General features: G+C 39.9%; 16 protein-coding genes and 2 rRNA genes. 8 read left to right on the forward strand and 10 right to left on the reverse strand.

Translation table 11 applies throughout. From position 1 onward, the window contains the following. Positions 1–140 precede the first annotated feature (140 nt). The 3 genes from B5D82_RS13755 to B5D82_RS13765 all read left to right on the forward strand — a co-directional run bounded on the left by B5D82_RS13755 (position 141) and on the right by B5D82_RS13765 (position 5,526). A 23S ribosomal RNA gene (locus B5D82_RS13755) occupies positions 141–3,034 on the forward strand. A 137-nt stretch (positions 3,035–3,171) separates the two neighbouring features. Continuing rightward, positions 3,172–3,286 (forward strand): 5S ribosomal RNA (gene rrf / locus B5D82_RS13760). 761 nt (positions 3,287–4,047) lie between these two features. Continuing rightward, positions 4,048–5,526 (forward strand): FAD-dependent oxidoreductase, encoded by a 1,479-nt coding sequence (locus B5D82_RS13765; RefSeq protein ID WP_081152314.1) that lies wholly within the window; start codon positions 4,048–4,050, stop codon positions 5,524–5,526. Here the strand turns inward: B5D82_RS13765 and B5D82_RS13770 are convergent. The 4 genes from B5D82_RS13770 to B5D82_RS13785 form a co-directional block, all read right to left on the reverse strand. After that, on the reverse strand, positions 5,519–6,211 hold the full coding sequence (locus tag B5D82_RS13770; RefSeq protein WP_081152315.1) for a phosphoglycolate phosphatase: 693 nt from the start codon (positions 6,209–6,211) through the stop codon (positions 5,519–5,521). The genes B5D82_RS13765 and B5D82_RS13770 overlap by 8 nt on opposite strands. Positions 6,212–6,544: 333 nt before the next feature. After that, positions 6,545–7,897 (reverse strand): NADP-specific glutamate dehydrogenase, encoded by a 1,353-nt coding sequence (gene gdhA, locus B5D82_RS13775; protein ID WP_081152317.1) that lies wholly within the window; start codon positions 7,895–7,897, stop codon positions 6,545–6,547. 510 nt (positions 7,898–8,407) lie between these two features. Then, on the reverse strand, positions 8,408–8,797 hold the full coding sequence (locus B5D82_RS13780) for a ribosome recycling factor family protein (RefSeq protein WP_081152318.1): 390 nt from the start codon (positions 8,795–8,797) through the stop codon (positions 8,408–8,410). Positions 8,798–8,852: 55 nt separating this feature from the next. Beyond that, complete coding sequence (locus B5D82_RS13785; RefSeq protein WP_081152320.1) at positions 8,853–9,617, reverse strand: hypothetical protein; 765 nt, start codon at positions 9,615–9,617, stop codon at positions 8,853–8,855. 506 nt (positions 9,618–10,123) lie between these two features. Between B5D82_RS13785 and cysB the strand changes: the two genes are divergently transcribed. Continuing rightward, positions 10,124–11,098 (forward strand): HTH-type transcriptional regulator CysB, encoded by a 975-nt coding sequence (gene cysB, locus B5D82_RS13790; protein WP_081154510.1) that lies wholly within the window; start codon positions 10,124–10,126, stop codon positions 11,096–11,098. 121 nt (positions 11,099–11,219) lie between these two features. Here cysB and B5D82_RS13795 read toward each other — a convergent pair whose 3' ends face one another. From B5D82_RS13795 to pabB, 3 genes are all read right to left on the reverse strand, one after another. Next, positions 11,220–12,596 carry an L-serine ammonia-lyase gene (locus B5D82_RS13795; RefSeq protein ID WP_081152321.1) on the reverse strand — a complete coding sequence of 459 codons (1,377 nt, stop codon included), beginning with the start codon at positions 12,594–12,596 and terminating at the stop codon, positions 11,220–11,222. Positions 12,597–12,776: 180 nt separating this feature from the next. Further along, positions 12,777–13,355 (reverse strand): CoA pyrophosphatase, encoded by a 579-nt coding sequence (locus B5D82_RS13800; RefSeq protein ID WP_081152323.1) that lies wholly within the window; start codon positions 13,353–13,355, stop codon positions 12,777–12,779. A 110-nt stretch (positions 13,356–13,465) separates the two neighbouring features. Then, a complete protein-coding gene (gene pabB, locus B5D82_RS13805) occupies positions 13,466–14,893 on the reverse strand; it encodes an aminodeoxychorismate synthase component I (protein WP_245807477.1) in 1,428 nt (475 codons plus the stop codon). Between the two features lie 151 nt (positions 14,894–15,044). Here pabB and B5D82_RS13810 point away from each other — a divergent pair, with 151 nt between their 5' ends. The 3 genes from B5D82_RS13810 to B5D82_RS13820 all read left to right on the forward strand — a co-directional run bounded on the left by B5D82_RS13810 (position 15,045) and on the right by B5D82_RS13820 (position 19,508). Beyond that, positions 15,045–16,571, forward strand: coding sequence for a fumarate hydratase (locus B5D82_RS13810; protein WP_081152326.1), 1,527 nt, complete (start codon positions 15,045–15,047; stop codon positions 16,569–16,571). A 166-nt stretch (positions 16,572–16,737) separates the two neighbouring features. After that, complete coding sequence (locus B5D82_RS13815) at positions 16,738–18,186, forward strand: DNA recombination protein RmuC (protein WP_081152327.1); 1,449 nt, start codon at positions 16,738–16,740, stop codon at positions 18,184–18,186. Positions 18,187–18,317: 131 nt separating this feature from the next. Then, positions 18,318–19,508, forward strand: a complete 1,191-nt coding sequence (locus tag B5D82_RS13820) for a GGDEF domain-containing protein (RefSeq protein WP_245807478.1) — start codon at positions 18,318–18,320, stop codon at positions 19,506–19,508. A gap of 115 nt (positions 19,509–19,623) precedes the next feature. On the opposite strand, the gene B5D82_RS13825 is transcribed toward B5D82_RS13820, so the two are convergent. From B5D82_RS13825 to B5D82_RS13835, 3 genes are all read right to left on the reverse strand, one after another. Continuing rightward, entirely contained in the window at positions 19,624–20,961 is a 1,338-nt protein-coding gene (locus tag B5D82_RS13825) for a sodium-dependent transporter (RefSeq protein ID WP_081152330.1), read from the reverse strand. Positions 20,962–21,201: 240 nt separating this feature from the next. Next, on the reverse strand, positions 21,202–22,473 hold the full coding sequence (locus B5D82_RS13830) for a glutamate-5-semialdehyde dehydrogenase (RefSeq protein WP_172820648.1): 1,272 nt from the start codon (positions 22,471–22,473) through the stop codon (positions 21,202–21,204). A gap of 239 nt (positions 22,474–22,712) precedes the next feature. Further along, on the reverse strand, positions 22,713–23,492 hold the full coding sequence (locus B5D82_RS13835; protein ID WP_081152332.1) for a pyrroline-5-carboxylate reductase family protein: 780 nt from the start codon (positions 23,490–23,492) through the stop codon (positions 22,713–22,715). 389 nt (positions 23,493–23,881) lie between these two features. Here B5D82_RS13835 and proB point away from each other — a divergent pair, with 389 nt between their 5' ends. Next, entirely contained in the window at positions 23,882–25,060 is a 1,179-nt protein-coding gene (proB, locus tag B5D82_RS13840) for a glutamate 5-kinase (RefSeq protein WP_081152333.1), read from the forward strand. Positions 25,061–25,297: the final 237 nt, after the last annotated feature.

Here is a 25,297-nt window from a genome sequence, read left to right on the forward strand (position 1 = left end):
ATTTACTTTTAGTTTACTAATCGTAATGAATTACCACTCTTATTCAAGACACACTTTGTGTGCGTGAAAATGTCAGACTTTACAATTGAGCAGGTTTTGTCACCTGCTTGTACCAAATAGGAAACTACTTGGGGTTGTATGGTTAAGTGACTAAGCGTATGTGGTGGATGCCTTGGCAGTTAGAGGCGATGAAGGACGTGTTAATCTGCGAAAAGCTTTGGTGAGGTGATAAAAACCGTTATAGCCAAAGATATCCGAATGGGGAAACCCACCCGTCGTAAGGCGGGTATCATTAAGTGAATACATAGCTTAATGAGGCGAACCGGGAGAACTGAAACATCTAAGTACCCCGAGGAAAAGAAATCAACCGAGATTTCCTTAGTAGCGGCGAGCGAACGGGAATTAGCCCTTAAGTGGTTTGTAAGTTAGTGGAATCTACTGGAAAGTAGAGCGATACAGGGTGATAGCCCCGTACACGAAAATAAACTTATCATGAAATCGAGTAGGTCGGCACACGTGAAACGTTGACTGAACATGGGGGGACCATCCTCCAAGGCTAAATACTCCTAACTGACCGATAGTGAACCAGTACCGTGAGGGAAAGGCGAAAAGAACCCCTGTGAGGGGAGTGAAATAGAACCTGAAACCGCATACGTACAAGCAGTGAGAGCCGGATTTAGTCCGGTGATTGCGTACCTTTTGTATAATGGGTCAGCGACTTATATTCTGTAGCAAGGTTAACCGAATAGGGGAGCCGTAGCGAAAGCGAGTGTTAACTGCGCGTTTAGTTGCAGGGTATAGACCCGAAACCCGGCGATCTACCCATGGGCAGGTTGAAGGTTGAGTAACATCAACTGGAGGACCGAACACACGTATGTTGAAAAATGCGGTGATGACTTGTGGGTCGGAGTGAAAGGCTAATCAAGCCGGGAGATAGCTGGTTCTCCCCGAAATCTATTTAGGTAGAGCCTCGCACGAACACCATTGGGGGTAGAGCACTGTTAAGGCTAGGGGGTCATCCCGACTTACCAACCCTTTGCAAACTCCGAATACCAATGAGTGATATGCGGGAGACACACTACGGGTGCTAACGTCCGTTGTGAAGAGGGAAACAACCCAGACCGCCAGCTAAGGTCCCAAAGTACTAGTTAAGTGGGAAACGATGTGGAAAGGCATAGACAGCTAGGAGGTTGGCTTAGAAGCAGCCATCCTTTAAAGAAAGCGTAATAGCTCACTAGTCGAGTCGGTCTGCGCGGAAGATGTAACGGGGCTAAACTAGTCACCGAAGCTGCGGATTTGAACTTAGGTTCAAGTGGTAGGGGAGCGTTCTGTAAGCCGTTGAAGGTGTGTTGTAAAGCATGCTGGAGGTATCAGAAGTGCGAATGCTGACATGAGTAACGATAAGGGGAGTGAAAAACTCCCCCGCCGAAAGACCAAGGTTTCCTGTCCCATGTTAATCAGGGCAGGGTAAGTCGGCCCCTAAGGCGAGGCGGAAACGCGTAGTCGATGGGAAACAGATTAATATTTCTGTACTTCTATATATTGCGAAGGAGGGACGGAGTAGGCTAGGTGAGCACGGCGTTGGTAGTCCGTGTGAAAGTATGTAGGCGGTTATCTTAGGTAAATCCGGGATTTCATTTAAACGCTGAGATACGAGACGAGACTCTACGGAGTTGAAGTCATTGATGCCATGCTTCCAGGAAAAGCTTCTAAGCTTCAGATATATAGGAACCGTACCCCAAACCGACACAGGTGGTTAGGTAGAGAATACTAAGGCGCTTGAGAGAACTCGGGTGAAGGAACTAGGCAAAATAGTACCGTAACTTCGGGAGAAGGTACGCTCTCTAATGTGAAGCCCTTGCGGCGTAAGCATCGGAGAGTCGAAGTAACCAGGTGGCTGGAACTGTTTATTAAAAACACAGCACTGTGCAAAATCGAAAGATGACGTATACGGTGTGACGCCTGCCCGGTGCCGGAAGGTTAATTGATTGGGTTATCTTCGGAGAAGCTCATGATCGAAGCCCCGGTAAACGGCGGCCGTAACTATAACGGTCCTAAGGTAGCGAAATTCCTTGTCGGGTAAGTTCCGACCTGCACGAATGGCGTAATCATGGCCACACTGTCTCCACCCGAGACTCAGTGAAATTGAAATTGCGGTTAAGATGCCGTATACCCGCGGCTAGACGGAAAGACCCCGTGAACCTTTACTATAGCTTGACAGTGAACATTGCTCCTACATGTGTAGGATAGGTGGGAGGCGTTGAAACTTTGTCGCTAGATGAAGTGGAGCCAACCTTGAAATACCACCCTTGTATGCGTGATGTTCTAACCTAGGGCCCTTATCGGGCTTGGGGACACTGTCTGGTGGGTAGTTTGACTGGGGCGGTCTCCTCCTAAAGAGTAACGGAGGAGCACGAAGGTTGGCTAAGTACGGTCGGACATCGTACGGTTAGTGCAATGGCATAAGCCAGCTTAACTGCGAGACAGACACGTCGAGCAGGTACGAAAGTAGGTCATAGTGATCCGGTGGTTCTGTATGGAAGGGCCATCGCTCAACGGATAAAAGGTACTCCGGGGATAACAGGCTGATACCGCCCAAGAGTTCATATCGACGGCGGTGTTTGGCACCTCGATGTCGGCTCATCACATCCTGGGGCTGAAGTCGGTCCCAAGGGTATGGCTGTTCGCCATTTAAAGTGGTACGCGAGCTGGGTTTAGAACGTCGTGAGACAGTTCGGTCCCTATCTGCCGTGGGCGTTTGAGAATTGAAGAGGGCTGCTCCTAGTACGAGAGGACCGGAGTGGACGAACCGCTGGTGTTCGGGTTGTTATGCCAATAGCATTGCCCGGTAGCTACGTTCGGAACTGATAACCGCTGAAAGCATCTAAGCGGGAAGCAGGCTTTGAGATGAGTTCTCACTGGAGCTTTAAGCTCCCTAAAGGGTCGTTGGAGACTACAACGTTGATAGGTTGGGTGTGGAAGTGCTGCGAGGCATTGAGCTAACCAATACTAATTACCCGTGAGGCTTAACCATACAACACCCAAGTGGTTTTGTAGGTAAGTTTGACACACATCACGCATAACATAGTGATGAATAAGAGAAAACAAACGTATTTATTATCATTGAGACAACGTCTCACTGATACAGCTTTCAAGATTGTACCCTTTTTGTCTAGCGACAATAGCGACATGGCCCCACCTGATCCCATTCCGAACTCAGAAGTGAAACGTGTTAGCGCCGATGGTAGTGTGGGAGTTCCCATGTGAGAGTAGGACATTGCTAGGCTTCTATTTAGAAGAGCCCGATTCGAAAGAGTCGGGCTTTTTGCTGTCTGGAATTTGAAAATAAAACTAGCGCATGAAACGTGTTAGCGTCGATGGTAAAGGGCGTGTGGGTGTTCTTCTCTTTATGTGAGAGGGACGCCGTTCCTGCACATCCATGTGCCCACGGCATTAGTGCATCTCGGTAATTGCTCCTGCATTACGCTACTAACCTACATCCATGTAGGAACTTGCACGTCATTGCTAGGCTTCTATTAAGAGAAACCCGTAGCTGATGCTACGGGTTTTTTGCTTTCTGCGATTTATACAATAAAACTTGTGCATGAAACGTGTTAGCGTCGTTGGTAAAGGGCGTGTGGGAGTTCTTCTCTTTATGTGAGAGGGACGCCGTTCCTGCACATCCATGTGCCCACGGCATTAGTGCATCTCGGTCATTGTTCCTGAATTGCGCTACTAACTTACATCCATGTAGGAACTTGCACGTTATTGCTAGGCTTCTATTTAGAAGAGCCCGTTACGAAAGTGACGGGCTTTTTGCTGTCTGGGATTTATAAGCGAAAAGTATTTAGCTATTAGCGATCAGAAACTGACAGCTGATAGCTTTAAACTTAAAACTATTCTTTACCTTCTATTCAACAAACAGAATTAAATTAAGCCTTATTATTTACTTATTAAAAGAAAAGTATATTTTTTCGTATTTACCCCTACGCAAACGATGATTGTCGAAGTAAAATAGCCCTATGAAAGCATTATATTGTAACCCTTATGAATAACAGTCAAAGTACTCATCAGCCATTAATAGACTCAGATACTAAAATTGCCATTATTGGTGGTGGTGTTGCAGGCTCTACTATCGCTTTACGTTTTGCAGAATTAGGCATTGACACTACTTTGATAGAAAAAGGGACGAGTCTTGTTAACGGGCCTCCCTTTTGTCATTTACATGCAGGTGGCAATTTATATCGAGAGATCTCTGAACAACAATGTTTAACCTTATTGGAGCAATCGATAGACACGGCAAAGGTTTACCCACATAGTGTTAACTATCGCCCAACCATTATAGCTTTACCAAAAACTGATCAAGGTGAAGTCGCTGACTTTTTACCTCGCTTAAAAAAGCTGAGTGAACGTTATGCAGAACTAGTTGAGGAAGATCTCAGTAATAAAGTATTGGGTGATCCTGAACAATATTTTTTGCTATTTGAACGCAATGCACTAGAGAGACTAAGACAACGAGAATTACCAACACAAGCGAAAAGTAATGAAGATTGGTTAGTAGCCTTTGCCCAACAAATTGATTTAGACAAATTAAAATTCCCAGTACTATTAGTACAAGAATATGGTTGGTCTGCTTTTCGTTTAGCGGCTATTGCGACTCTTGCTATTGAAAAGTTACCTCGTTGTCATCTTAAGCTTAATAGCCAAGTAGTGAATATTAAGCAATTACACAGTAATAAAAAGTGGCGAGTGACTTATAACGATGGTCAGCAAGGTTGTCAAAGTGAGGCGGATTTTGACTATATTATTAATGCCTGTGGTTTTAAAAGTGGTGAAATTGATGACATGCTGCAAGCTAAACGACAACGTATGGTCGAATTTAAAGCGGCTTATGTCGCCCACTGGCCACAATGTCAAGGTCTTTGGCCTGAAGTGGTTTTTTACGGTGAACGTGGAACACCTAATGGCATGGCACAATTAACACCATATCAGGACGGTTACTTTCAATTACACGGGATGACACAAGACATTACTTTATTTGAGAAAGGTCTCGTGGCCAGTGGTGACCAGAGTGCTCAGCCAATATTGTCCGATCGCTTTATCAAAAAAATTGATCAGCAATGGCCATCGAAATTAGTCAACGATAGAACCCTAGGCTCTATAGAACACCTTGCGAAATATATTACTAATTTTTCTCAAGCAAGCGTTGCGGCTAAACCTATGTTTGGTGCGCAACAAATTCCTGGCAATGATGCGACCTTACGTGCAGCAGACGTATCTTTCTATGGCATGCACTATGCTCGTACTGAAATAGTAAAGGCATCTTCTGCGTTGGCTGCAGCTGATGCAATTTTAGAAAATTTAGTGGAGGTTGGTTTGGTCAGCCCAGTGCAATTGGGTAAATATTTGGATTGTCATTATTTTCCGGTCACTTTGGCATGTACTGAAGCAGAGGTGACCGATAAAGCTATTTTATTTGCCCGCCAACGAGAATACCCCGAAGCGTTAGCTAAAAACTTTATGTAAATAATGGTAATAATTCTTCAAATGTTTCTAAGCACCAATCTGGCTGATAAACGCTAATTTTTTCACCATAGTTATAGCCATAAGTTAAACCGATACTTTGCATATTGGCCGCCTTAGCTGCCAATATATCGTTTTTAGAGTCACCTATCATTATGCATTCATTAACCGACACGTTTAGTGCTGTAGATGCATATAACAGCGGTAAAGGATGCGGTTTACGCTCTTTTAAGCTATCGCCACCGAGTTGTAATTCGAATATACCACTAAGACCAAAACCTGTAACAATAGGCTCGATGAATTCTGCGGGTTTATTGGTGATTATAGCTAAACGATATCCTTGCTTTTTTAAAGCAAGCAAAGTTGTTTTTACACCAGTATATAAGACAGACTCAACACATAGATTACGTTGGTAGTATTTTAAGAAAATTGCTACAGCGCTATTTACTTCTTCTTCGCTATACTTATCATTGGCAGCTACATTATCTTTTAAAGAATGATGTAAAGCGCGTTCAACCAAAGTTCTCGCACCATTACCAACCCAACTGCGGATCTTATCTTGAGGAAATACCTTTAAGCCAAGTGTGACTAACATTTCGTTTATCGCTGCTGCAAGATCTGGAGCACTATCAACCAAAGTGCCATCGAGATCGAATAACAGAACGCTTTTATTTTCTGGGGTCGTCATGGGCTTTCCTATAATAAATCGATTTACCGCGCTAATATGCCAACAGTATCGAGTAATACCAAACAGGTAATTTGATTAATCTAATTAGAATTATTCAATGAAGGCTCGACTTAGCTCAAGGTATTTAATAAATACACCCAATGCAGATAACTTAAAAATGATTTTTTATTAAAACAAACCATTTTATTAAGTTATTGCCTAATTGTGTTGGTAAAAAAGATACCAAGCAGTAATATTTCAATACCAATAGCTAGCTATTAGAGCAATCGAATGGTTTGTCTACCATCAGCTCAGTTGTATAAAAGTTTATTTTAATGCTTGGTTATTTTATATTTAAACAACACCTTGTTCTAACATCGCATCTGCAACGCGCTTGAATCCTGCTATATTTGCACCTAATACAAGGTTACCGGGTTGACCAAACTCTTCAGCGGCTTGATGGGCTGTTTCAAAGATGTTTTTCATAATTTCTTTAAGCCTTTGGTCTACTTTTTCAAAAGACCAGGTTTGCATACTTGAGTTTTGAGCCATCTCTAATTGACTTGTTGCGACCCCACCAGCATTTGCTGCTTTGCTAGGCCCGTAAGATATCTTAGCGTCAACAAATGTGTTTATAGCCTCTTGTGTTGACGGCATATTTGCGCCTTCACTGATGATAGTACAACCATTAGCAATTAACGCCTGCGCATCCGTTACGGTTAATTCATTTTGTGTAGCACATGGGAATGCAGCGTCGGCTTTTAATCGCCAAACGGCATGGCCGTCTTCAGGGTATTGATCAATGGGGATAAATCTTGCATCTTTATGGGTTTCTAAATAAGCATTGAGGCCAGTTCTCGTTTGCTCTTTTAGTTCTTTAATCAATGTTAAGTCGATGCCTGTTTCATGATAAATGGTGCCGGTAGAGTCGCTACAAGTAATAGGTTTTGCACCTAACTGATAGAGTTTCTCCATAGCGTAAATAGCGACATTACCAGAGCCTGAAACTAAACAGGTTTTATTTTCTAAAGTGTCTTTTTTAACCGCTAGCATATTTTCTGCAAAATACACTACACCGTATCCGGTAGCTTCTTTGCGCGCTAATGAACCGCCCCATAATAAGCTTTTTCCGGTTAATACACCTTCGTAGCGACCGGTAATTCTTTTGTATTGACCAAACATATAACCTATTTCTCGAGCTCCTACGCCGATATCACCAGCCGGAACATCAGTTGTTGGGCCTATATGTCGATATAGCTCCGTCATAAATGATTGACAAAAACGCATTATCTCACCGTCAGACTTACCTTTGGGGTCGAAGTTTGAGCCACCTTTGCCCCCACCAATGGGTAAGCCAGTTAAGGCATTTTTAAAAATTTGTTCAAAGCCTAGAAATTTGATAATACTTGCATTAACACTGGGGTGAAATCTCAAACCACCTTTATAGGGTCCTAAAGCTGAATTAAACTCGATACGATAACCTTTATTGACTTTTATATTACCATTGTCATCAACCCAAGTTACACGGAACATTATTTGTCTTTCTGGTTCAACAAGGCGTTGGATAATCGCTTGCTGTTGATAGAGTTTATTGCTTTCTAATATAGGAGCTAATGAGTCTAAGACTTCTTCAACAGCTTGATAAAACTCAGCCTGAGCAGGACTGGTATTTTTTAAATCAGAAATAGTCTTATGAATATATGACATATATATTTGATCCTTCATAATATGATTGTAGTTTAAGGTATGCCCAATCTTGCTTCTGATCGGGGAAAGGGAACTTAAGGTAAGCTAAAGAAATTACCAGTTGTAATCGTTAATAAAATTCGTTTACGTAAGTTAATTATCAAAAATATAGAGTGTAAAGTATATCTATTTTGAACTATTGACCTACTCAGTTTAATCTTATTTATGCATTTTTATTCTACTAAAGTGTATGTTTTATCGGTTTTTATAAGCTCAATTTACCTTCAATAAAATGTGAAGGCAAGGTCATATATTTTAATGCTAAGTATTGAAGAAAGAAATCGATAATAATTGTTTATTATATAGCCAGTAGAAATGTGTCCATTAAATATCCTATTGATCAGCCATAATAATTATCTAGTCGATATTTAAGGTTTTTTTAGTGATTTTGTCTGACTTTATAATTAGCATTGGTCATTGTCTATATAAATGCTTTTATACTTTTATTTATTAGGTGTTCATCTTTTGGAGTTAAGGGGCGTTGTCACCAAATTCTAGTATATCTATGACTCTTCTTGCTTCCGCTATGGTGCAATCAGTACGCTGCATAAGTTCAGATATGGTAATGCCTGGTTTTTTCTCTGCAATCGTTAACAGCATATCAAAGCCTAAGTTTTTACGCTGTTTAGATAGGTGTGCTGCCAACCATTGCCAACTTGCTTCTTCGCTTTGTTCTATTAGGTCAATAGTTTGTTCAAGCTGTTCAAAGGTGGCTTTTAATTGCCAGTTACGTGAACGACCAATACGGTTGAGTTCGCAACCTTGGTCTCTTATCAGTGTTTTGAGTGCGTAAGCTTTTAATACCCGGCGTAAAAAAGAGGGTAAAGTAATATAAGGGATTTGATTTCTTGGTGTTTTCATAAAGAATTAGAAGTGAGAACCAGCATTACTGCTAGTTCTTTGCTGCAGGTATTGATTACCATTTTTTCTTTGGCTGAAACAATATATCTAAATCATCTTCTTCTGCTTTAGCTTTTTTCGCGGCATCTTTCGCATTAGTATGCTTTAACGAAGAGGTAATCTCTTCCAATATGTTTGCTATTTCATCACGTTTTCTGGTGCAATACTCAGTTTGGATCGGGCTTTCTGAAATCGTGTTTAGTGCTTTTTCTAGATATTGTCTTGCCGAACCTAACATTTCTTTTTGGTAAGCTATCATGCCACGTTTTTGTAAGGTTTCTACACCAATTTTAAGTTGCATAGCTGATAACTTATTATCTTCTTGAGTAAAAGTTTGTGCGTCTAAATTACCTTTAGATTGCTCTGATTTTAATGTCACTCGCAGTTTTTTTATGCATTGTAAAACTGCGACTAGTTGTTGCTCATTATCCGGTAATGTAAAGCTTTGCTCACTCGCTGCTTCACTTGTATTCTTTTTGCAGGTACTAATGCGTGCTTCCATATCCTGAATGCGTGTTAATAATGATTTATTTTCCGGTAAAATACTCGCCATAGACTTTGTGGCATTCAGAGTACGGTTGTTAAGTATCATGACTAAATTAGGATTATTCGGAAGGTTTGCGATGCTGATGAGTAATTCTTCAGTTTCATCTATTATGGCTTTTTGTTTCGCTGCTTTACCTCGCTTTTCTTGTTCTACTTTTTCTTTATGCTGTTGTATTGCATTCACTACCACGACAATGATAATTAAAGCGATAATTAAAGCGATAATAATGCCCATGTTTAATTCTCTATATTGAAAAAATAATTTGCTAATACCGCAGTCTACAAAAATTGTCCGTTGAAGCAAAGGAGAAAGCGTTTTCTTTTGAATATTTTAGCGCATTAGCTTGTTAGTTACATTGTAGGAGGCTATTTCAGTGATTGAATTAAAGCCAAAATGTATAATTACAAATTTTTAGCAACTGAAATAAATAAGCTCTATTCTAGAGTGGCGTAAATTTACTGTATCGGTGTTGATTTTATCCGTGCCGATTGTATGGTCGTTTCTAGCCATATTCTTCCACAGGTATCAGTCATTATAGTAATGCAGGAGAAATTACCTATTTGACGATGAACGGATATTTAAATTTCAATCAATTAGCTGCCCGTGAATATTTATGCTTACTTATAATCGTTCATTTACTTAATTCAATTGGCATTATTTACCTCTAATGCAAAAATAATATGGAATAAATGTGCATTTAAGTATATATTTTTCGTCTAAGAAAACTCTGAATGGTAATTATGAAGCTGCAACAACTGCGTTATATCGTCGAAGTACTTAATAATAACTTAAATGTTTCTGCCACTGCTGAAAGTCTTTTTACTTCGCAGCCTGGTATTAGTAAACAAGTACGGATGCTGGAAGATGAACTTGGTATCCAAATATTTGGGCGTAGTGGCAAACACTTAACCCACGTTACCTCTGCTGGTAATGAAGTTATTAATATCGCTACTGAAATTTTATCAAAAGTTGAAGCGATTAAAGCTGTTGCTCGCGAACACACACAACCTGATGAAGGTAAGCTTCGTATTGCAACAACGCATACCCAAGCACGTTATGCATTGCCTGAAGTCATTCAGGGTTTTATGAAAAAATATTCTAAAGTTTCATTGCATATGTATCAGGGCACCCCAGCACAAATTAGTGATGCGTCTAGTAAAGGTGATGCTGATTTTGCCATCGCGACTGAGTCTTTACATTTGTATAATGATTTAGTTATGTTGCCTTGTTACCGTTGGAATCGAAGTATTATTGTTAAGGCTGATCATCCATTAGCCACCAAACAAAATATAACCATTGAAGATATTGCTAAATACTCTTTAGTTACTTATGTTTTTGGTTTTACTGGGCGTTCAGAATTAGATATAGCTTTTAATCAAGTGGGTGTTGAACCTAAAGTTGCTTTTACCGCGACTGATGCCGATGTTATTAAAACTTATGTTCGATTAGGGGTTGGTGTTGGTGTTATTGCTACTATGGCAATGGATCCGAAATTAGATAATGATTTAGTAACCATCGACGCTAGTCACTTATTTAGTCCAAGTATGACCAAAATTGGGTTTAGACGAGGCACGTTCTTACGTGGTTATATGTTTGATTTTATCGAACGTTTTGCACCGCACTTAAATCGTGATTTAGTCACCAAAGCTATTTTACTCAAGAATAATGCTGAAATAGATGAAATGTTTGCGAATATTAAATTACCTATGCGTTAAGCAATAACTAATTTAGTAAATGAAAAATAATAAAAAACCGTATCATATAATACGGTTTTTTTGGTTTTGTCTGCAGGCTATTTACAAAAGTAAAAGTAAAAGTAAAAGTAAAAGTAAAACCCTAACACTCAGTAATGTTAACAGCTAAACCGCCACGAGAGGTTTCTTTATATTTAGTTTTCATATCATTGCCTGTGTCCCACATGGTTTTGATTACTTTATCTAACGATACCTTTTGCTTGCCTGTACCACGAAGTGCTAAACGTGAAGCATTAATGGCTTTCACTGACCCCATAGCGTTACGTTCTATACAAGGAACTTGCACTAGTCCGCCAACTGGGTCACAAGTTAGTCCTAAATTGTGCTCCATACCTATTTCTGCCGCATTTTCTACTTGTTCAGGCGAACCGCCCATAATTTCTGTCAATGCGCCTGCCGCCATTGAGCATGCAACCCCAACTTCAGCTTGGCACCCGCCTTCTGCACCAGAAATAGTGGCATTGGTTTTATATAAAATGCCGATGGCTGCTGCCGTTAATAAGTATCGAATGCAGTCTTGCTCGTCAACGGGTTTTATAAATTTATCGTAATAAGACAAAACTGCTGGAAGAATGCCTGCAGCGCCATTTGTTGGGGCTGTTACTACTCTGCTACCGGCCGCATTTTCTTCATTTACCGCAAGGGCAAACAAATTAACCCAATCCATAGCTGACAGTGGGTCGGTATTTTTTTCAACGCATAACGCTCGATGTAATGCAGGCGCTCTGCGGATAACTTTTAAACCGCCAGGTAATATACCTTCTGTAACAATACCACGGGCAATACTTGCTTTCATGGCGTCCCAAATTTCTATTAGACCAGAGCGGATATTTGACTCGTCTTGCAAGCACTTCTCGTTATCCATCATGATAGTGCTAATGCTTAAGCCTTTTTCGTTTGCTATTTGTAGCAATTCATCTGCACTAGAAAAGCGGTGAGGGCGATCAATGTTTGAATGAGTTGATAAGGCTTTATTTTTTTCTTTTTCAAAATCGCAATCTTTAACAATAAAACCGCCACCAATGGAATAATAAGTTTCTTCAAAGATGACAACATCATTGCTATAGGCAAAAAATGTCATGGCATTGGCATGCGCGGGTAAAGTTTTTCTACGATGATAAATAATGGCATTAGCTTTAGGAAACGAGATTAAACGCTGCATGTTTAGGTTTATTTTTTCGCTTGCCACCACTTCAGCCAAAATAGACTCGATAGAATCTACTGGGATTGTTTCAGGGCTTTGTCCTGTTAATCCTAAAATCACCGCTTTACCAGTACCGTGCCCAATACCGGTTTGACCTAATGATCCAAACAATTCACATTTTACGCGATCTGTTAGGGCTAACTTATTATCTGCGATAAGATTTTCAACAAATAACTTTGCGGCTTTCATTGGGCCAACGGTATGAGAACTGGAAGGACCAATTCCGATTGAAAACATATCAAATACACTAATCATAATAAAACCTGAATAAAGACTGTTAAATACAAGTGAATGTAAAATTTTGTTCGGTTATTGTAGCTGAAAGCTTTCAGCATGCAAAATAAAATGTCTGTTTAGTAAATATAAGTATAGCTAAGGTATTTTACTTGCTAGCTAAAAATGGTTTTCACGAATGGCGAGATTAATAATGCTATTTTAATTATCTTGGTTTAGTAAAATGCTAAGATCATGCAACATAGCAGCGGTTGCGCCCCAAATATTATATTGCTGGTAAGGCATGAAGTGCACATTGTGGTGTTCGCCGTGGTGGTAAACTGGAATTTGAATATGGTGCTGCCGTTGTAAAAAGTGTGATAAAGGCACGTGAAATATTTCAGACACTTCATTTTCGTCTATTTGATAGCTTTGGCTATTTGTTACCGTGGCTACAATAGGTGTAATTTCAAAGCCTGATATGGTTTGATAGGGCTTAAGTTGTCCTAGGACGTTAATATAAGTTGATTGCAGACCTATTTCTTCTAAAGTTTCACGCAGTGCTGTTGCGGTCATATCAATATCAAAATTTTCTACTTTACCACCTGGAAAGCTAATTTGCCCAGGGTGATGGGTCAGGTGATTTGCACGCTTGGTGAACAATACTTCAAGCTTGTCTTGATTGCAGACAATGGGAATTAACACCGCGGCACTTTTAAGTTTATGCGGGTAGCGAAATTTATGTGCTGAAGCGGGTAAGGCCTGCATTTGAAATCGCTGTATAAATTCGTCTTTAGTCATACATACCTTAAAGTTTACTATGCTACAGCAAAGGTATTGGGCTTGCTCGGCGTAGGCGGAAGTCGTATTTAAACCAAAATATTAGCCTTGGATACTTTCACAGGGACTATTTATACCAAGTTTAGTTTGCTTAATACGGGTAGAATTTTATTCACTTTATCGTAAGTTTCTTGATACTCGCTGTCAACATTTGAATCTGCTACTAGGCCACCACCAGCCCAACAGTGTATTTGCTGGTTATGACAAACTAACGTTCGAATGGTAATGCTAGTGTCCATATTTCCACACGCCGATATATATCCTATTGAGCCACAATAAACGCTACGTTGATGGGGCTCTAATTCTTCAATGATATCCATGGCTCTGATTTTAGGGGCTCCAGTTATAGAGCCACCAGGAAAAGATGCGCGAAGTAAATCACTGCCGTCATATTGGCTATTGATTTCCCCTTCAACCGTGCTAACTAAGTGATGCACGGCAGGAAAACTTTCAATGGCAAATAAAGAGGGAACCATTACCGAACCTGGGATACAAACACGGCTAATATCGTTGCGTAAAAGGTCAACAATCATCAGATTTTCTGCACGGTCTTTACTTGCTTGTTGCAACTCTGAGGCGTTAGCTTGATCAACCAATGGATCGCTACTACGCGGGCGAGTTCCTTTAATGGGCTTACTTTGTACTTTATTGTCCACTAATCGTAAGAATCGCTCAGGTGATATACTTAAAATGGCACTATTGTCAAAGCGTAGAAACGCTGAAAACGGCGCCTTGTTTTCTTGCCTCAATGCACAATAGGCTTGATATTCGCTACCGCTGTATTGTGCGGTAAAACGTTGAGCTAAATTTATTTGATAACAATCGCCTGAAAGTAGGTATTCATGTACTTGCTCAAATTTCTCACGGTATTGCGCCTGTGGCATATTAGACTGCCAAGGTGTTTTTAATGTGAATTTAGTTTCTGCTACTAAGTTTTCTGATGCTTTAAGTGCTAACTTTCTGATGGCGAGATTAAAAAAAGCAATAAATTCGGCCCTTTTATTATCAAGACAGGTTAACCAACACTGTTGTAACTTTCGATCATAGATAATAGCTTGTTGGTATAGGCCAATTGCCATTTCAGGGATAGCAATATCTTTAGTGGTTTGCTGGTTTATAACTTCAAATCGCTTACCTAAGTCATAAGAGAAATAACCAACCGCGCCACCGTTAAAAGGTAATTTACTATCTTTGAGCTTAGTATCAGAAAAACACGCCGTTTGCTCACGCTTTAAAAGGAGTAACGGGTCTTCGTTGCTTTGATATTGGCTGTTATCAAGCTTATTTATGACCGTTGTAACTTCACCGTCGGTAGTTAACGTAGTGCAAGGTTGCCAAACCATAATGTCATAACGGCTATCAACATGATCGCTTTCACAAGAATCTAACCACATAGCCCAAGGCTGATCTGCAATTAGCGAGAAAAAGCGTTGGCTATCAAATGTGGCATCTAGTTTTAGTAATTCTGTTGTCAGCGCTATCGTTGTATTTGTTGGCAAAGTTTTCTCACACTCTTTTATTTATCGACATTATCTTATGGTCATATTAGACCATTTGATACTGGTAGGGATTTAACAAGCAAGGTATGATATCGGCAAATTTGTAACTTTCAACTTATCTCTCGCCCAATTGATAAAAAAAGAGACCGTTATGGCTATTATTAAACAACAAGACTTAATCGACAGTGTTGCAGATGCTCTGCAATATATATCGTTCTACCATCCGTTAGATTTTATTCAAGCACTTGAAAAGGCTTATCACAAAGAAGAAAGTCAGGCGGCTAAAGATGCAATCGCACAGATTCTAATTAATTCGCGTATGTCAGCACATGGTAAACGACCTATTTGCCAAGACACTGGTATTGTTACTTGCTTCGTTAAAATTGGTATGGCCGTACAGTGGGATAAAACTGATATGACCGTGCAACAAATGGTTGACGAAGGTACACGACGTGCTTATTTAAATCCTGATAACCCATTACGTGCCTCAATTGTTGCAGACCCTGCAGGCAAACGAATTAACACAAAAGATAATACACCTTCTGTTGTGCATATTGATATGGTGCCGGGCGATCACATTGAAGTGATGATCGCAGCTAAAGGCGGCGGGAGTGAAAATAAATCTAAAATGGTGATGTTAAACCCAAGCGACTCTATTGCTGACTGGGTGGTAAAAACGTTACCTACTATGGGTGCTGGTTGGTGTCCACCAGGTATGTTGGGTATAGGTATTGGTGGCACGGCTGAAAAAGCAGGTGTATTAGCTAAAGAAAGCTTAATGGACCCTGTTAACATTCAAGACTTGATTGACCGTGGTCCAGAAAATGCGGAAGAAGAGTTACGTTTAGAAATTTATGACCGAGTAAATAAACTAGGTATTGGCGCACAGGGGTTAGGCGGTTTAACGACGGTAGTTGATATTAAAATTATGTCAGTGCCGACTCATGCTGCGTCTAAGCCAGTAGTGATGATCCCAAACTGTGCCGCAACTCGTCATGTGCATTTTCACCTTGACGGTTCAGGTCCTGCTGACTTAACACCACCAAGACTTGAAGATTGGCCTGAAATTACTTGGGAAGTGGGTGAAAATGTTCGTCGTGTCAATGTTGATGAATTATCAAAAGCTGACATTAGCTCTTGGAAAACCGGTGAAACGGTATTATTGAGCGGTACTATTTTAACTGGCCGTGACGCAGCGCATAAGCGTATTCAAGAAATGCTAGCCGCTGGCGAAAAACTACCGGTTGATTTTACCGATAAGTTTATCTATTACGTTGGCCCTGTAGATGCTATTGGTGACGAAGCCGTTGGTCCAGCAGGCCCTACAACGGCAACACGTATGGATAAGTTCACTGAAATGATGCTGTCTCAAACGGGTTTATTAGGCACAATCGGCAAAGCTGAACGTGGTCCTGAAACAGTTGAATGTATTAAAAATCACAAGTCAGTATATTTAATGGCCGTTGGTGGTGCTGCATATTTAGTTTCTAAAGCAATTAAGAAAGCCAAAGTTGTTGCCTTTGAAGATATGGGCATGGAAGCGATTTACGAGTTTGTGGTTGAAGATATGCCAGTAACTGTTGCTGTTGATAGCTTAGGTGAATCAGCGCACGTAACAGGCCCTGCAATTTGGCAAGCAAAAATTGAAGAGCTTGATAGTAAATTAAAAGGTAAGTAACCTTTTTACTACTCGCCATTAAACGCCCGTGAAGGGCGTTTTTTTTGATCTCAACGTTGCTTTCAGAAAATACAGCATTTGGCAGTCATAGCAAATAAATAATGATTAACCTTATCAATAAAGTATGCTTTAATAACTGTTAATATTTACAGTGTTTGGCATTGCAATGAATTCTATATTCAACTCCCCTTGGTTAGCTTTAGATAATTTTCCGACCTTAATTACTATCACGCTAGTGCTACTGTGTAGCCTAGTTATAATTGTTTTTGTTTTGCTTCGACAGATTAAAACGAGCCGAACTTCCTTTTTAACTCAGCAACAATTATTGCAACAATTAGCTGAAAAGGTAAACCTGAGTTATGAAGTTAGCGCTAGCAATCAGCAGCAATTACAACAACAGTTAAGTTTTAATCACCAGCAATTAGCGAATAAACAAAGCGAACTTAAAACCTACTTTGAACAGCAAATTTCTGATTTTAAGTTAAAGCTTTTACGTCAACATGGCGAGCAAGGCGAAAAACAAGCGCAGCAACTTTATAGTCATAGTGAACAGCTGAAAAAAACTTTATATGAACATCATGTGGCCTTTAACAATAATCAACGCACGGCTACTGAGCAATTAACCACTCAACTTACCGCTACATCTAAGTTAGGCCGAGAAGAAATGGCTAAATCACTGCATTTGTCTAGTGAGCAAATGGCTAAGCGAATTGATGAGCTAACCGTTTCGACAGACAATCGCCTGAAAGACATTAGTGGTCAGGTCGAAAAGCGTTTGGCTGATGGCTTTGAAAAAACCACCAAAACGTTTAATGACATTTTGCAACGATTAGCCTTAATAGATGATGCACAGAAAAAAATTACTGAACTCTCCAGTAATGTGGTGAGTTTGCAAGAGGTGTTGTCAGACAAACGCTCGCGTGGTGCATTTGGTGAAGTTCAGCTTAATGCTTTAATTAGAAATGTCTTACCAGAACAGCATTTTTCGCTACAACATACCTTGTCGAATGGTAAAATTGCTGACTGTATTTTATTTCTACCTGAGCCTACAGGAAACGTAGTCGTTGACTCGAAATTTCCGTTAGAAAGCTATAAAAAAATGGCTGATAATACTTTAGGTGAGTTTGAACGTAAAGCGGCAGAGCGCCAATTTAAACTCGATATTAAAAAGCATGTTAACGATATTAGTGACAAGTATTTAATTGAAAAAGAAACCGCTGATGGCGCGGTCATGTTTATTCCTGCCGAAGCTATATTTGCCGAAATACACGCACATCACAGTGACTTGGTTGACTATGCCAATAAAAAGCGAGTGTGGTTAGCCTCGCCAACGACATTAATGGCAATTTTAACCACCGCACGTTCGGTATTAAAAGACGAAGCAACACGTAAACAAATACATGTTATTCAAGCACATTTGACCCATCTTTCTGCTGATTTCGCACGTTTTAAAGGGCGCTTTGCTAATTTAGCAAAACATATTGATCAAGCGGCGAGCGACGTAAAACAAATTCATACATCAGCAGATAAAATTAGTAGTCGTTTTGAGAAAATAGAGCAGGTAGAATTAAAGCCAGAAGAAAAAGAAGAGAGCGTCGCTATTTCGGCTGATTAAAAGTCACCATTACTGAGTGGTTTTAACCGTACTAAGTAGATGCTCATAAATATAAATATGTTAAGTTTTCTGCTAACGTTAATAGCTAAAAACGTAGTCGCACTTGCCGACATTTCGCCTTGGAGTTACGCTTGATTCAGTTTTTCAGCGGTTTTAAAAGTAGTGCTATCAGTTTGATTGCTTTTTTTGTAGCCTTCATACTAATCAGTAAATTTCAAAGTTATTGGTTTGCTAAAATCAATCTCATAGAGCAAGTACTTTATGGCATATTTGCCATCACTATCATGTTATCTGGCTACTTCAATCGTAGCCGACTGGCGTTAGCCGCAATAACTTTATTAGTATTTTATGCCACGCTTTCACAAGCATTACCTTGGCAATCATGGGTGTTTACTCATGGCGAATGGTTGGTACTTACTGGTGCAGGTATGTTGTCGGTCTTAAGTGTCATTAAAGATAGAGGGTTACTGTCGATTCATGGCTTTTATCGCCTTGTATTGATGATGTGCGTTGGCATTGCTAGTTACTTTTGGTTTGATATTGCTGATTTTTTAGTCGCCAAGTTTACCCATATTAAGCAACTTACGCCTTGGCTGAAATACCTATCTGTCGAATTACCCTTAGTGATTTTTTCCTTATTATTGGTGTGGCGATGTGTCCGTGAAAAAAGCTTAGTAACCACTGCTTTGTTAACCAGTTATTGTATTTGGCTTGGGCAATATTATCAGCTGATTACACTGCCGTGGAGTGTGTTATTAAGCTTAATGATCTTACATTACTTTTTTGCTGTGGTGGTTGACTCATATTTTTTGGCTTATCGAGATGAACTAACCACGTTACCTTCTCGTCGAGCGCTTAATCAATTGTCTTTATCGTTAGGTCGAAAATACACTCTTGCTATGCTTGATATTGATCACTTTAAAAAATTTAACGACACTTATGGTCATGACATTGGTGATCAAGTGTTAAAACTGGTGGCTAGTAAGTTAGCGCAAGTTAAAGGCTCAGGTAAAGTTTTCCGTTATGGTGGTGAAGAGTTTACGATTGTATTTCCGGGTAAAACTACCGAGCAAGCAAAACCTGCATTAGAGGCGGTAAGACAGGCAGTTGAAGACTATAAAATTGTTATTCGCCAAGAACAGCGACAAACTAAACAAGCACGTAGTAACAAAAAAAATAGCCAAGTTAAAACCGTCAGCGTCACCATCTCAATCGGGCTTGCAGCGCGTTCATCAAAGCTAAGTTTTGATGAAACGTTAAAGTTAGCGGATCAAGCATTATATCGCGCGAAAAAATCTGGTCGTAATAACGTTAGTGAATAAACTGTAACAAAGCTCATAAAAAAGCCCATGAAACGTATCATGGGCTTGTTGGGTAAGCTTTTACATTAGCGGCATGTAAGACATGCTTTTATGTTAAGTATTAAGTATTAAGTGCTTAATTTAATATCGCGACATTAACAAATACTACGGTTAGTAATAACGGACAAACAAAACGTAAATAATTACCCCATATGGGTAACCATTTTCTACCTTCCTGCAAAGATACATCACGAAGTTTATTACCTCGCTTCCATAACCAGCCGACAACAATAAAGTAAAACAAGCAGCTAAGCGGCTGTAAAATAGTGGTAAGCACGCGAATAACTAAGCCAAACAAACTATCAAAGAATGTGATTAAAGTCATACTGGCAGCTAATACAATGGCAGATACTATCCAAGTTGCTTTCGAGCGACTTAGCTTTTTAGCTTCAACAAGATAAGCTACAGGGACTTCTGTAGAAGAAATAGTTGAGGTAAGTGCTGCAATCGATAATAACGAGAAAAAGCCAATGGCCACTATCATGCCTATGTTACCCATAGAGCTAAAAAGTTCAGGTAATATATTGAATATTAGCTGTCCTTCACCAATTAACTTATCGCCTTGAAATATTTGTTGTCCTGCGGCTTCTGCAACATACAGCGCTGGAATAATTAATAAACCTGCCATAAAAGCAATAAAGGTATCTAGAGCTGTGATCGAAATAGCGAGCTTGCCAATGTCTCGGTCTTTTTTCATATAAGAGCCGTACACCATCATGCCACCAACACCAATTGAAAGTGAGAAAAAGGCTTGCCCCATGGCAGATATAATCAACTCGGGATTAGTCACTTGTGAAAAGTCAGGGATTAAATAAATTTTTAAGCCTTTTTCTGCGCCTGGTTGTTGCAGTATGTAGGTAATTAATGCCACTAGCATGATTAATAAAACCGGCATTAACCGCGCTGACCATTTCTCAATGCCGGCGTTAACCCCTTGATGAATAATTGCGGCGCCAAGTAATATAAATACGGGGGTGAACATTAAGTTACGTAAGGTGCTTGAGGTAGCAAGCCATTGTGAAATGTCATGATAACCAAGCAGTTCTGCAAGTGGCGATATAGCATGTGCAAGCATCCAGCCAGCCACAATGGTATAAAAACTTAGCATCATAATTGCACCACCAAGGCCAATTAAACCGGCAAATTTACCTAACTTTGGTGCGGTTTCACGACAAGCGTCTTCTAATGCCGAAACCGGATTTTTTTGTGCTTGGTTGCCAATATAAACTTCAGCATAAAGGGCAGGTAGTGCAAGTAATACGGTAACCACCAAATAAACAAATAAAAATGCACCACCGCCATTATTTGCTGCTTGAGTGGGAAAACCCCAAATATTACCTAAACCGATTGCTGAACCAGCAGCAGCGAGAACAAAACCAATTCTCGAATGAAATGAATCTCTCATATTACTCATAAATGATAATAATTATTGTTGTTAATACTTTGGTTTGAGCTTACCTAGTTAACACTCGTTAGCAAAGTATTTTTAACAAATTGTTGGTTTTGATTTTAGCTTTTTGTAAATATATCTGAGATAGGGCACTTTTGGGGAGAATTTAGTCATAAGTTGCTAAAAGCATCTTACTCATTAAAATCTATTTTTAATGAGTAAGATGTCGTTATTTAGTGTTAACTGTTGGGCGTAAAGTCTAGCCTAAGGACGAATTTGTCCTTGGCCAGCAACACGGTATTTGAATATTGTTAATTGTTCTAAACCAACGGGACCACGGGCATGTATTTTCCCGGTAGCTATGCCTATTTCAGCGCCCATACCAAATTCACCACCATCGGCAAACTGAGTTGACGCATTATGCATAACAACGGCTGAATCTACAGCGCGCATAAATACTTCTGCTGTTTCATTATTTTCAGTAATAATTGCATCGGTATGCTTAGACGAATGTTGGTCAATAAAATTAAGTGCTTCTTCTAGGCCTGAAACAATTTTTACAGACAAAATAGCATCAAGGTATTCAGTGTCCCAGTCAGCATCATTAGCGGCAATAATTTTTGCATCACAAGCTTGTGCAGCTTTGTCACCTCTAATTTCACAGTTCTCTAAGGTGTCAACTAATTGCGGTAACAAGGTAGCGGCTATTGTTTGGTCTATCACCAAACTTTCGGTCGCACCACAAACACCTGTTCTGCGTAGCTTGGCATTCTTAACTATACTTAATGCTTTTGCTAAGTCGGCATCTTTATCGATATAAATGTGATTATTGCCATCTAAGTGCAGTAAAGTTGGTACTTGTGCTTCGTTTCTAACAAGTTCGACTAGGCCGCGACCACCGCGAGGAATCACTAAATCGACATATTCGGCACAGCGCAATAGGGCAGCAACAGCAGAACGGTCATCAGTGTCTACTAGCTGTATACATGAAGCAGGTAAATCAGCCGCACGTAGCCCAGTTGCCATACATTCCACAATAATACGAGTAGAGTTAAGGCTTTCAGAGCCACCACGTAAAATGACGCTATTACCAGATTTTAGACATAGCGCGCCTGCATCTGCACCCACATTTGGACGAGATTCGTAGATCATACCAATCACACCAATAGGGGTTGATACACGGGTTATTTTTAGGCCATTTGGACGATCAAATTGTGCTAAAGAACGACCTACAGGATCTGGCAGTTTTGCAATATCCTCTAAAGCTACAGCCATAGCTTCTATTCTTTCTGGAGTAAGCTTTAATCGGTCAATAAATGATTCAGCTTTACCTGCTTTCATAACGCTTAAAACATCAAGTTCATTGGCTTCGAGAAGTGCCGGCGTATTATTACGTAACGCTTGAGCTGCAACCTTTAATGCCTGGTTCTTTTGTTCGGTAGTTGCACTGGCGAGAACTTTTGCCGCCGCTTTGGCTTGCTTGCCAAGATTTGTCACCATAGTTTCGATATTGATACTGTTATTGCTGTTTGACATGTATTAGTTTCCTGATTCTTTTGCGATTACTGATAAACTGTTTGAATAAATCCAATGTAATTGAATTTCAACTTTTATTACTTCTTTGCCGATGTATATATTAAAAACAATATTAAAAGTTCAGTCTATATAAATTTATAGTATTCAATGCTTAGCATACTATTTGAATATTTCTAAGATGATCCTGTTATGTTAATCATCTTAGCGTGTTAGTGAGCCTTTCGTATATATAGAAAAAGTCAACGTAACGCTACTGCGCGCTCATAAGCTGCTGAAACTGTTGATTGAACGAGATTCTCTAAGGTTGAATCTTGCATAAGCGCTGTTAAGCCAGCAGCTGTTGTACCATTTTTACTGGTCACTGAATTTCGCAAGGTCTCTACGCTTTCATTGCTGGCCATCGCAAGTTCAATTGAGCCAGCCATTGTGTTCAATACTAACTCTTTTGCTGTTTGCGGTGAAAAGCCTAGAGATATGGCTGATTCTATCCAACAGCGGGCAATTTCAAAGGCATATCCAGGGCCGCTACCCGCTACTGCAGTCACTCTGTCTAATTCATCTTCACTAGCAGCTAAGTGGGTATAACCAACAGCATCGGTTAAGGCAATGGCGGTTTCTAATTGTTCAGCACTACAGCTTGCGTTTGCATAAAGTGCGCTAACGCCTCGGCCAATTTGCGCGGGTAAATTTGGCATTACTCGCATAATGGCTTGTTTGCCCATTAGCTTTTCTATTGAAGCGACAGAAAAACCAGCTGCAATGGAGATTATGCAACCTGAGTCAGCGAGATGGTTACGATAAGCGGGTAATACAGTGTCAATAAGTTGCGGTTTAATCGCAATAACGATGATATCGAATCGTTGGTCTGACAGCTCTTTAATAGTTTGTGTGACGGTAACACCTGCAGGCGCTTTGATTAAAGAAGGATTTAAAATAGTAATTTTGTGATCTGTAGAGGTTGCCCAGCGAGTCAATAATGAACCGCCCATTTTCCCACAACCAATCATAAGTAATGACATAAAACTCCTAATGTTTTTAGTTTGCTTTTGAACAAGAGCAGCGAGTTCTGCAAGTGTTCAATATAAACTTTGTTGAACCTTAAAAGCTCGTCTTTAGCAGAAGTGATTTTAAGTTCAATTGAAAAAAGAGGGTTTATAGTATATGATATCGCCACTCATTTGTCGATTGTTGTCAAAAATTAGCGTTTTTTTTAAACGTTTTAGCAATGTTTTATAACCTATTTTCAGATCAATTAATCGTTACAAAAATCGATTTTTTTGATAATAAAATAATTGCAATTCGACAAGAGTTTTACACCGAAATATCAAGAAAATATCTGAAGTAGCGTTAACTAGTTCTGTTATCGCTTAAAGTTATTTATTTTAATCAATCAAAGTACGGAGTCATTTTGCCCACATTTGAACAACCAAAATCAGAAAAAACCTCTCGAATCAAACCTCGCATAGTTATCAAAGTAGGCTCGAGCCTTTTAGCAAACGTTAAGAATTTAACACCTAGTTTTGCATTTATGCATGGCTTACTAAGTGACATTTCTACGTTGCGAGACCAAGGCTACGAAGTTGTACTCACCTCTTCAGGATCCGTAGCATTAGGCCTTAATACTGTTGGCTGTACCATCGAAAATGCCAGTGTACAAGACAAACAAGCGGCAGCCGCTTGTGGTCAACCGATATTAATGCATGCATATAAGCAAATCGCGCTGGAGTATGGTTTTGATATTGCTCAGGTGCTAGTTACCCTCGATGATCTGGAAAATAGACGTCGATTTCTCAATATCAAAAACACAGTTCATCGCTTAATAAAGCAAGGCGTAATGCCTATCGTTAATGAAAACGATACCGTTACCACCGAAGAAATTCGTGTTGGCGACAACGATAGACTAGCCGCTAAAGTTGCTCAGATGATAGGTGCAGAATATCTGTTTATTTTAACCTGTATCGATGGCGTTTATGACCGTGACCCTTCTGAAGAAGGTGCCATTTTTGTTGAGTCTATCGAAGATGTGAGCAGCTATATGGAAGCTGCTAGCGGCACAAGTTCTTTAGGAACTGGCGGTATGCTGACTAAATTACAAGCAGCTAATATGGCACAAAATGCCGGTTGTACTACCATCATTGCTAGAGGAACAATGGAAGCTCCTGTTACGGCAATACTTCGTGGCGAACGTAGGCACACCAAATGTATCGCTCATTCATCACCTTCATCAGCATGGAATATTTGGCTGACTGATCGCCTGCAAATGGCCGGTAGTTTGGTTATTAAACAGGATGTTGCTGACTCATTATTTGGTGGTGACGACGGCTTCTCATGCCACGATGTTGTTTCAATTCATGGTAACTTTGAGCGGGCAGATGTACTTCATGTCTATGATGAAAAAGGCGAGGAAATCGCTCGTGGTTTGTGTAACTTCTCATCAGATGAAACGGCCATTATTTCAAGTCGTCCAGAAGAAACTGTTAAGAATATACTCGGTTATGCCGCTTCACATCGTTTGATAAATAGCGAAAATTTAGTTGTATTGGCTGAACATCATCTGTCTTGGGATGAACCTGTTCAAAGTGAGTAATTAATCACGTTGACATAATTATTGCGTAATAGTTATTTTAATTAACTATTTTAAGTAGTTATTTTGAAATAATATAAAAGACCTCGTTGAATACTGGTTTGCTTACAGAGCTTACCGTGTATTTAACAAGGTCTTTTTTTTAAATACACCTATCAAGCTGATCTTTGTCAATTTTCCTAAATGTTTAAACCTTAAGTAAAAAGGTTACGTTTAGTTTAAAATTTCGGCTAAATTCTA

The sequence above is a fragment of the Cognaticolwellia beringensis genome (assembly GCF_002076895.1).
Taxonomy (GTDB): Bacteria; Pseudomonadota; Gammaproteobacteria; order Enterobacterales; family Alteromonadaceae; genus Cognaticolwellia; species Cognaticolwellia beringensis.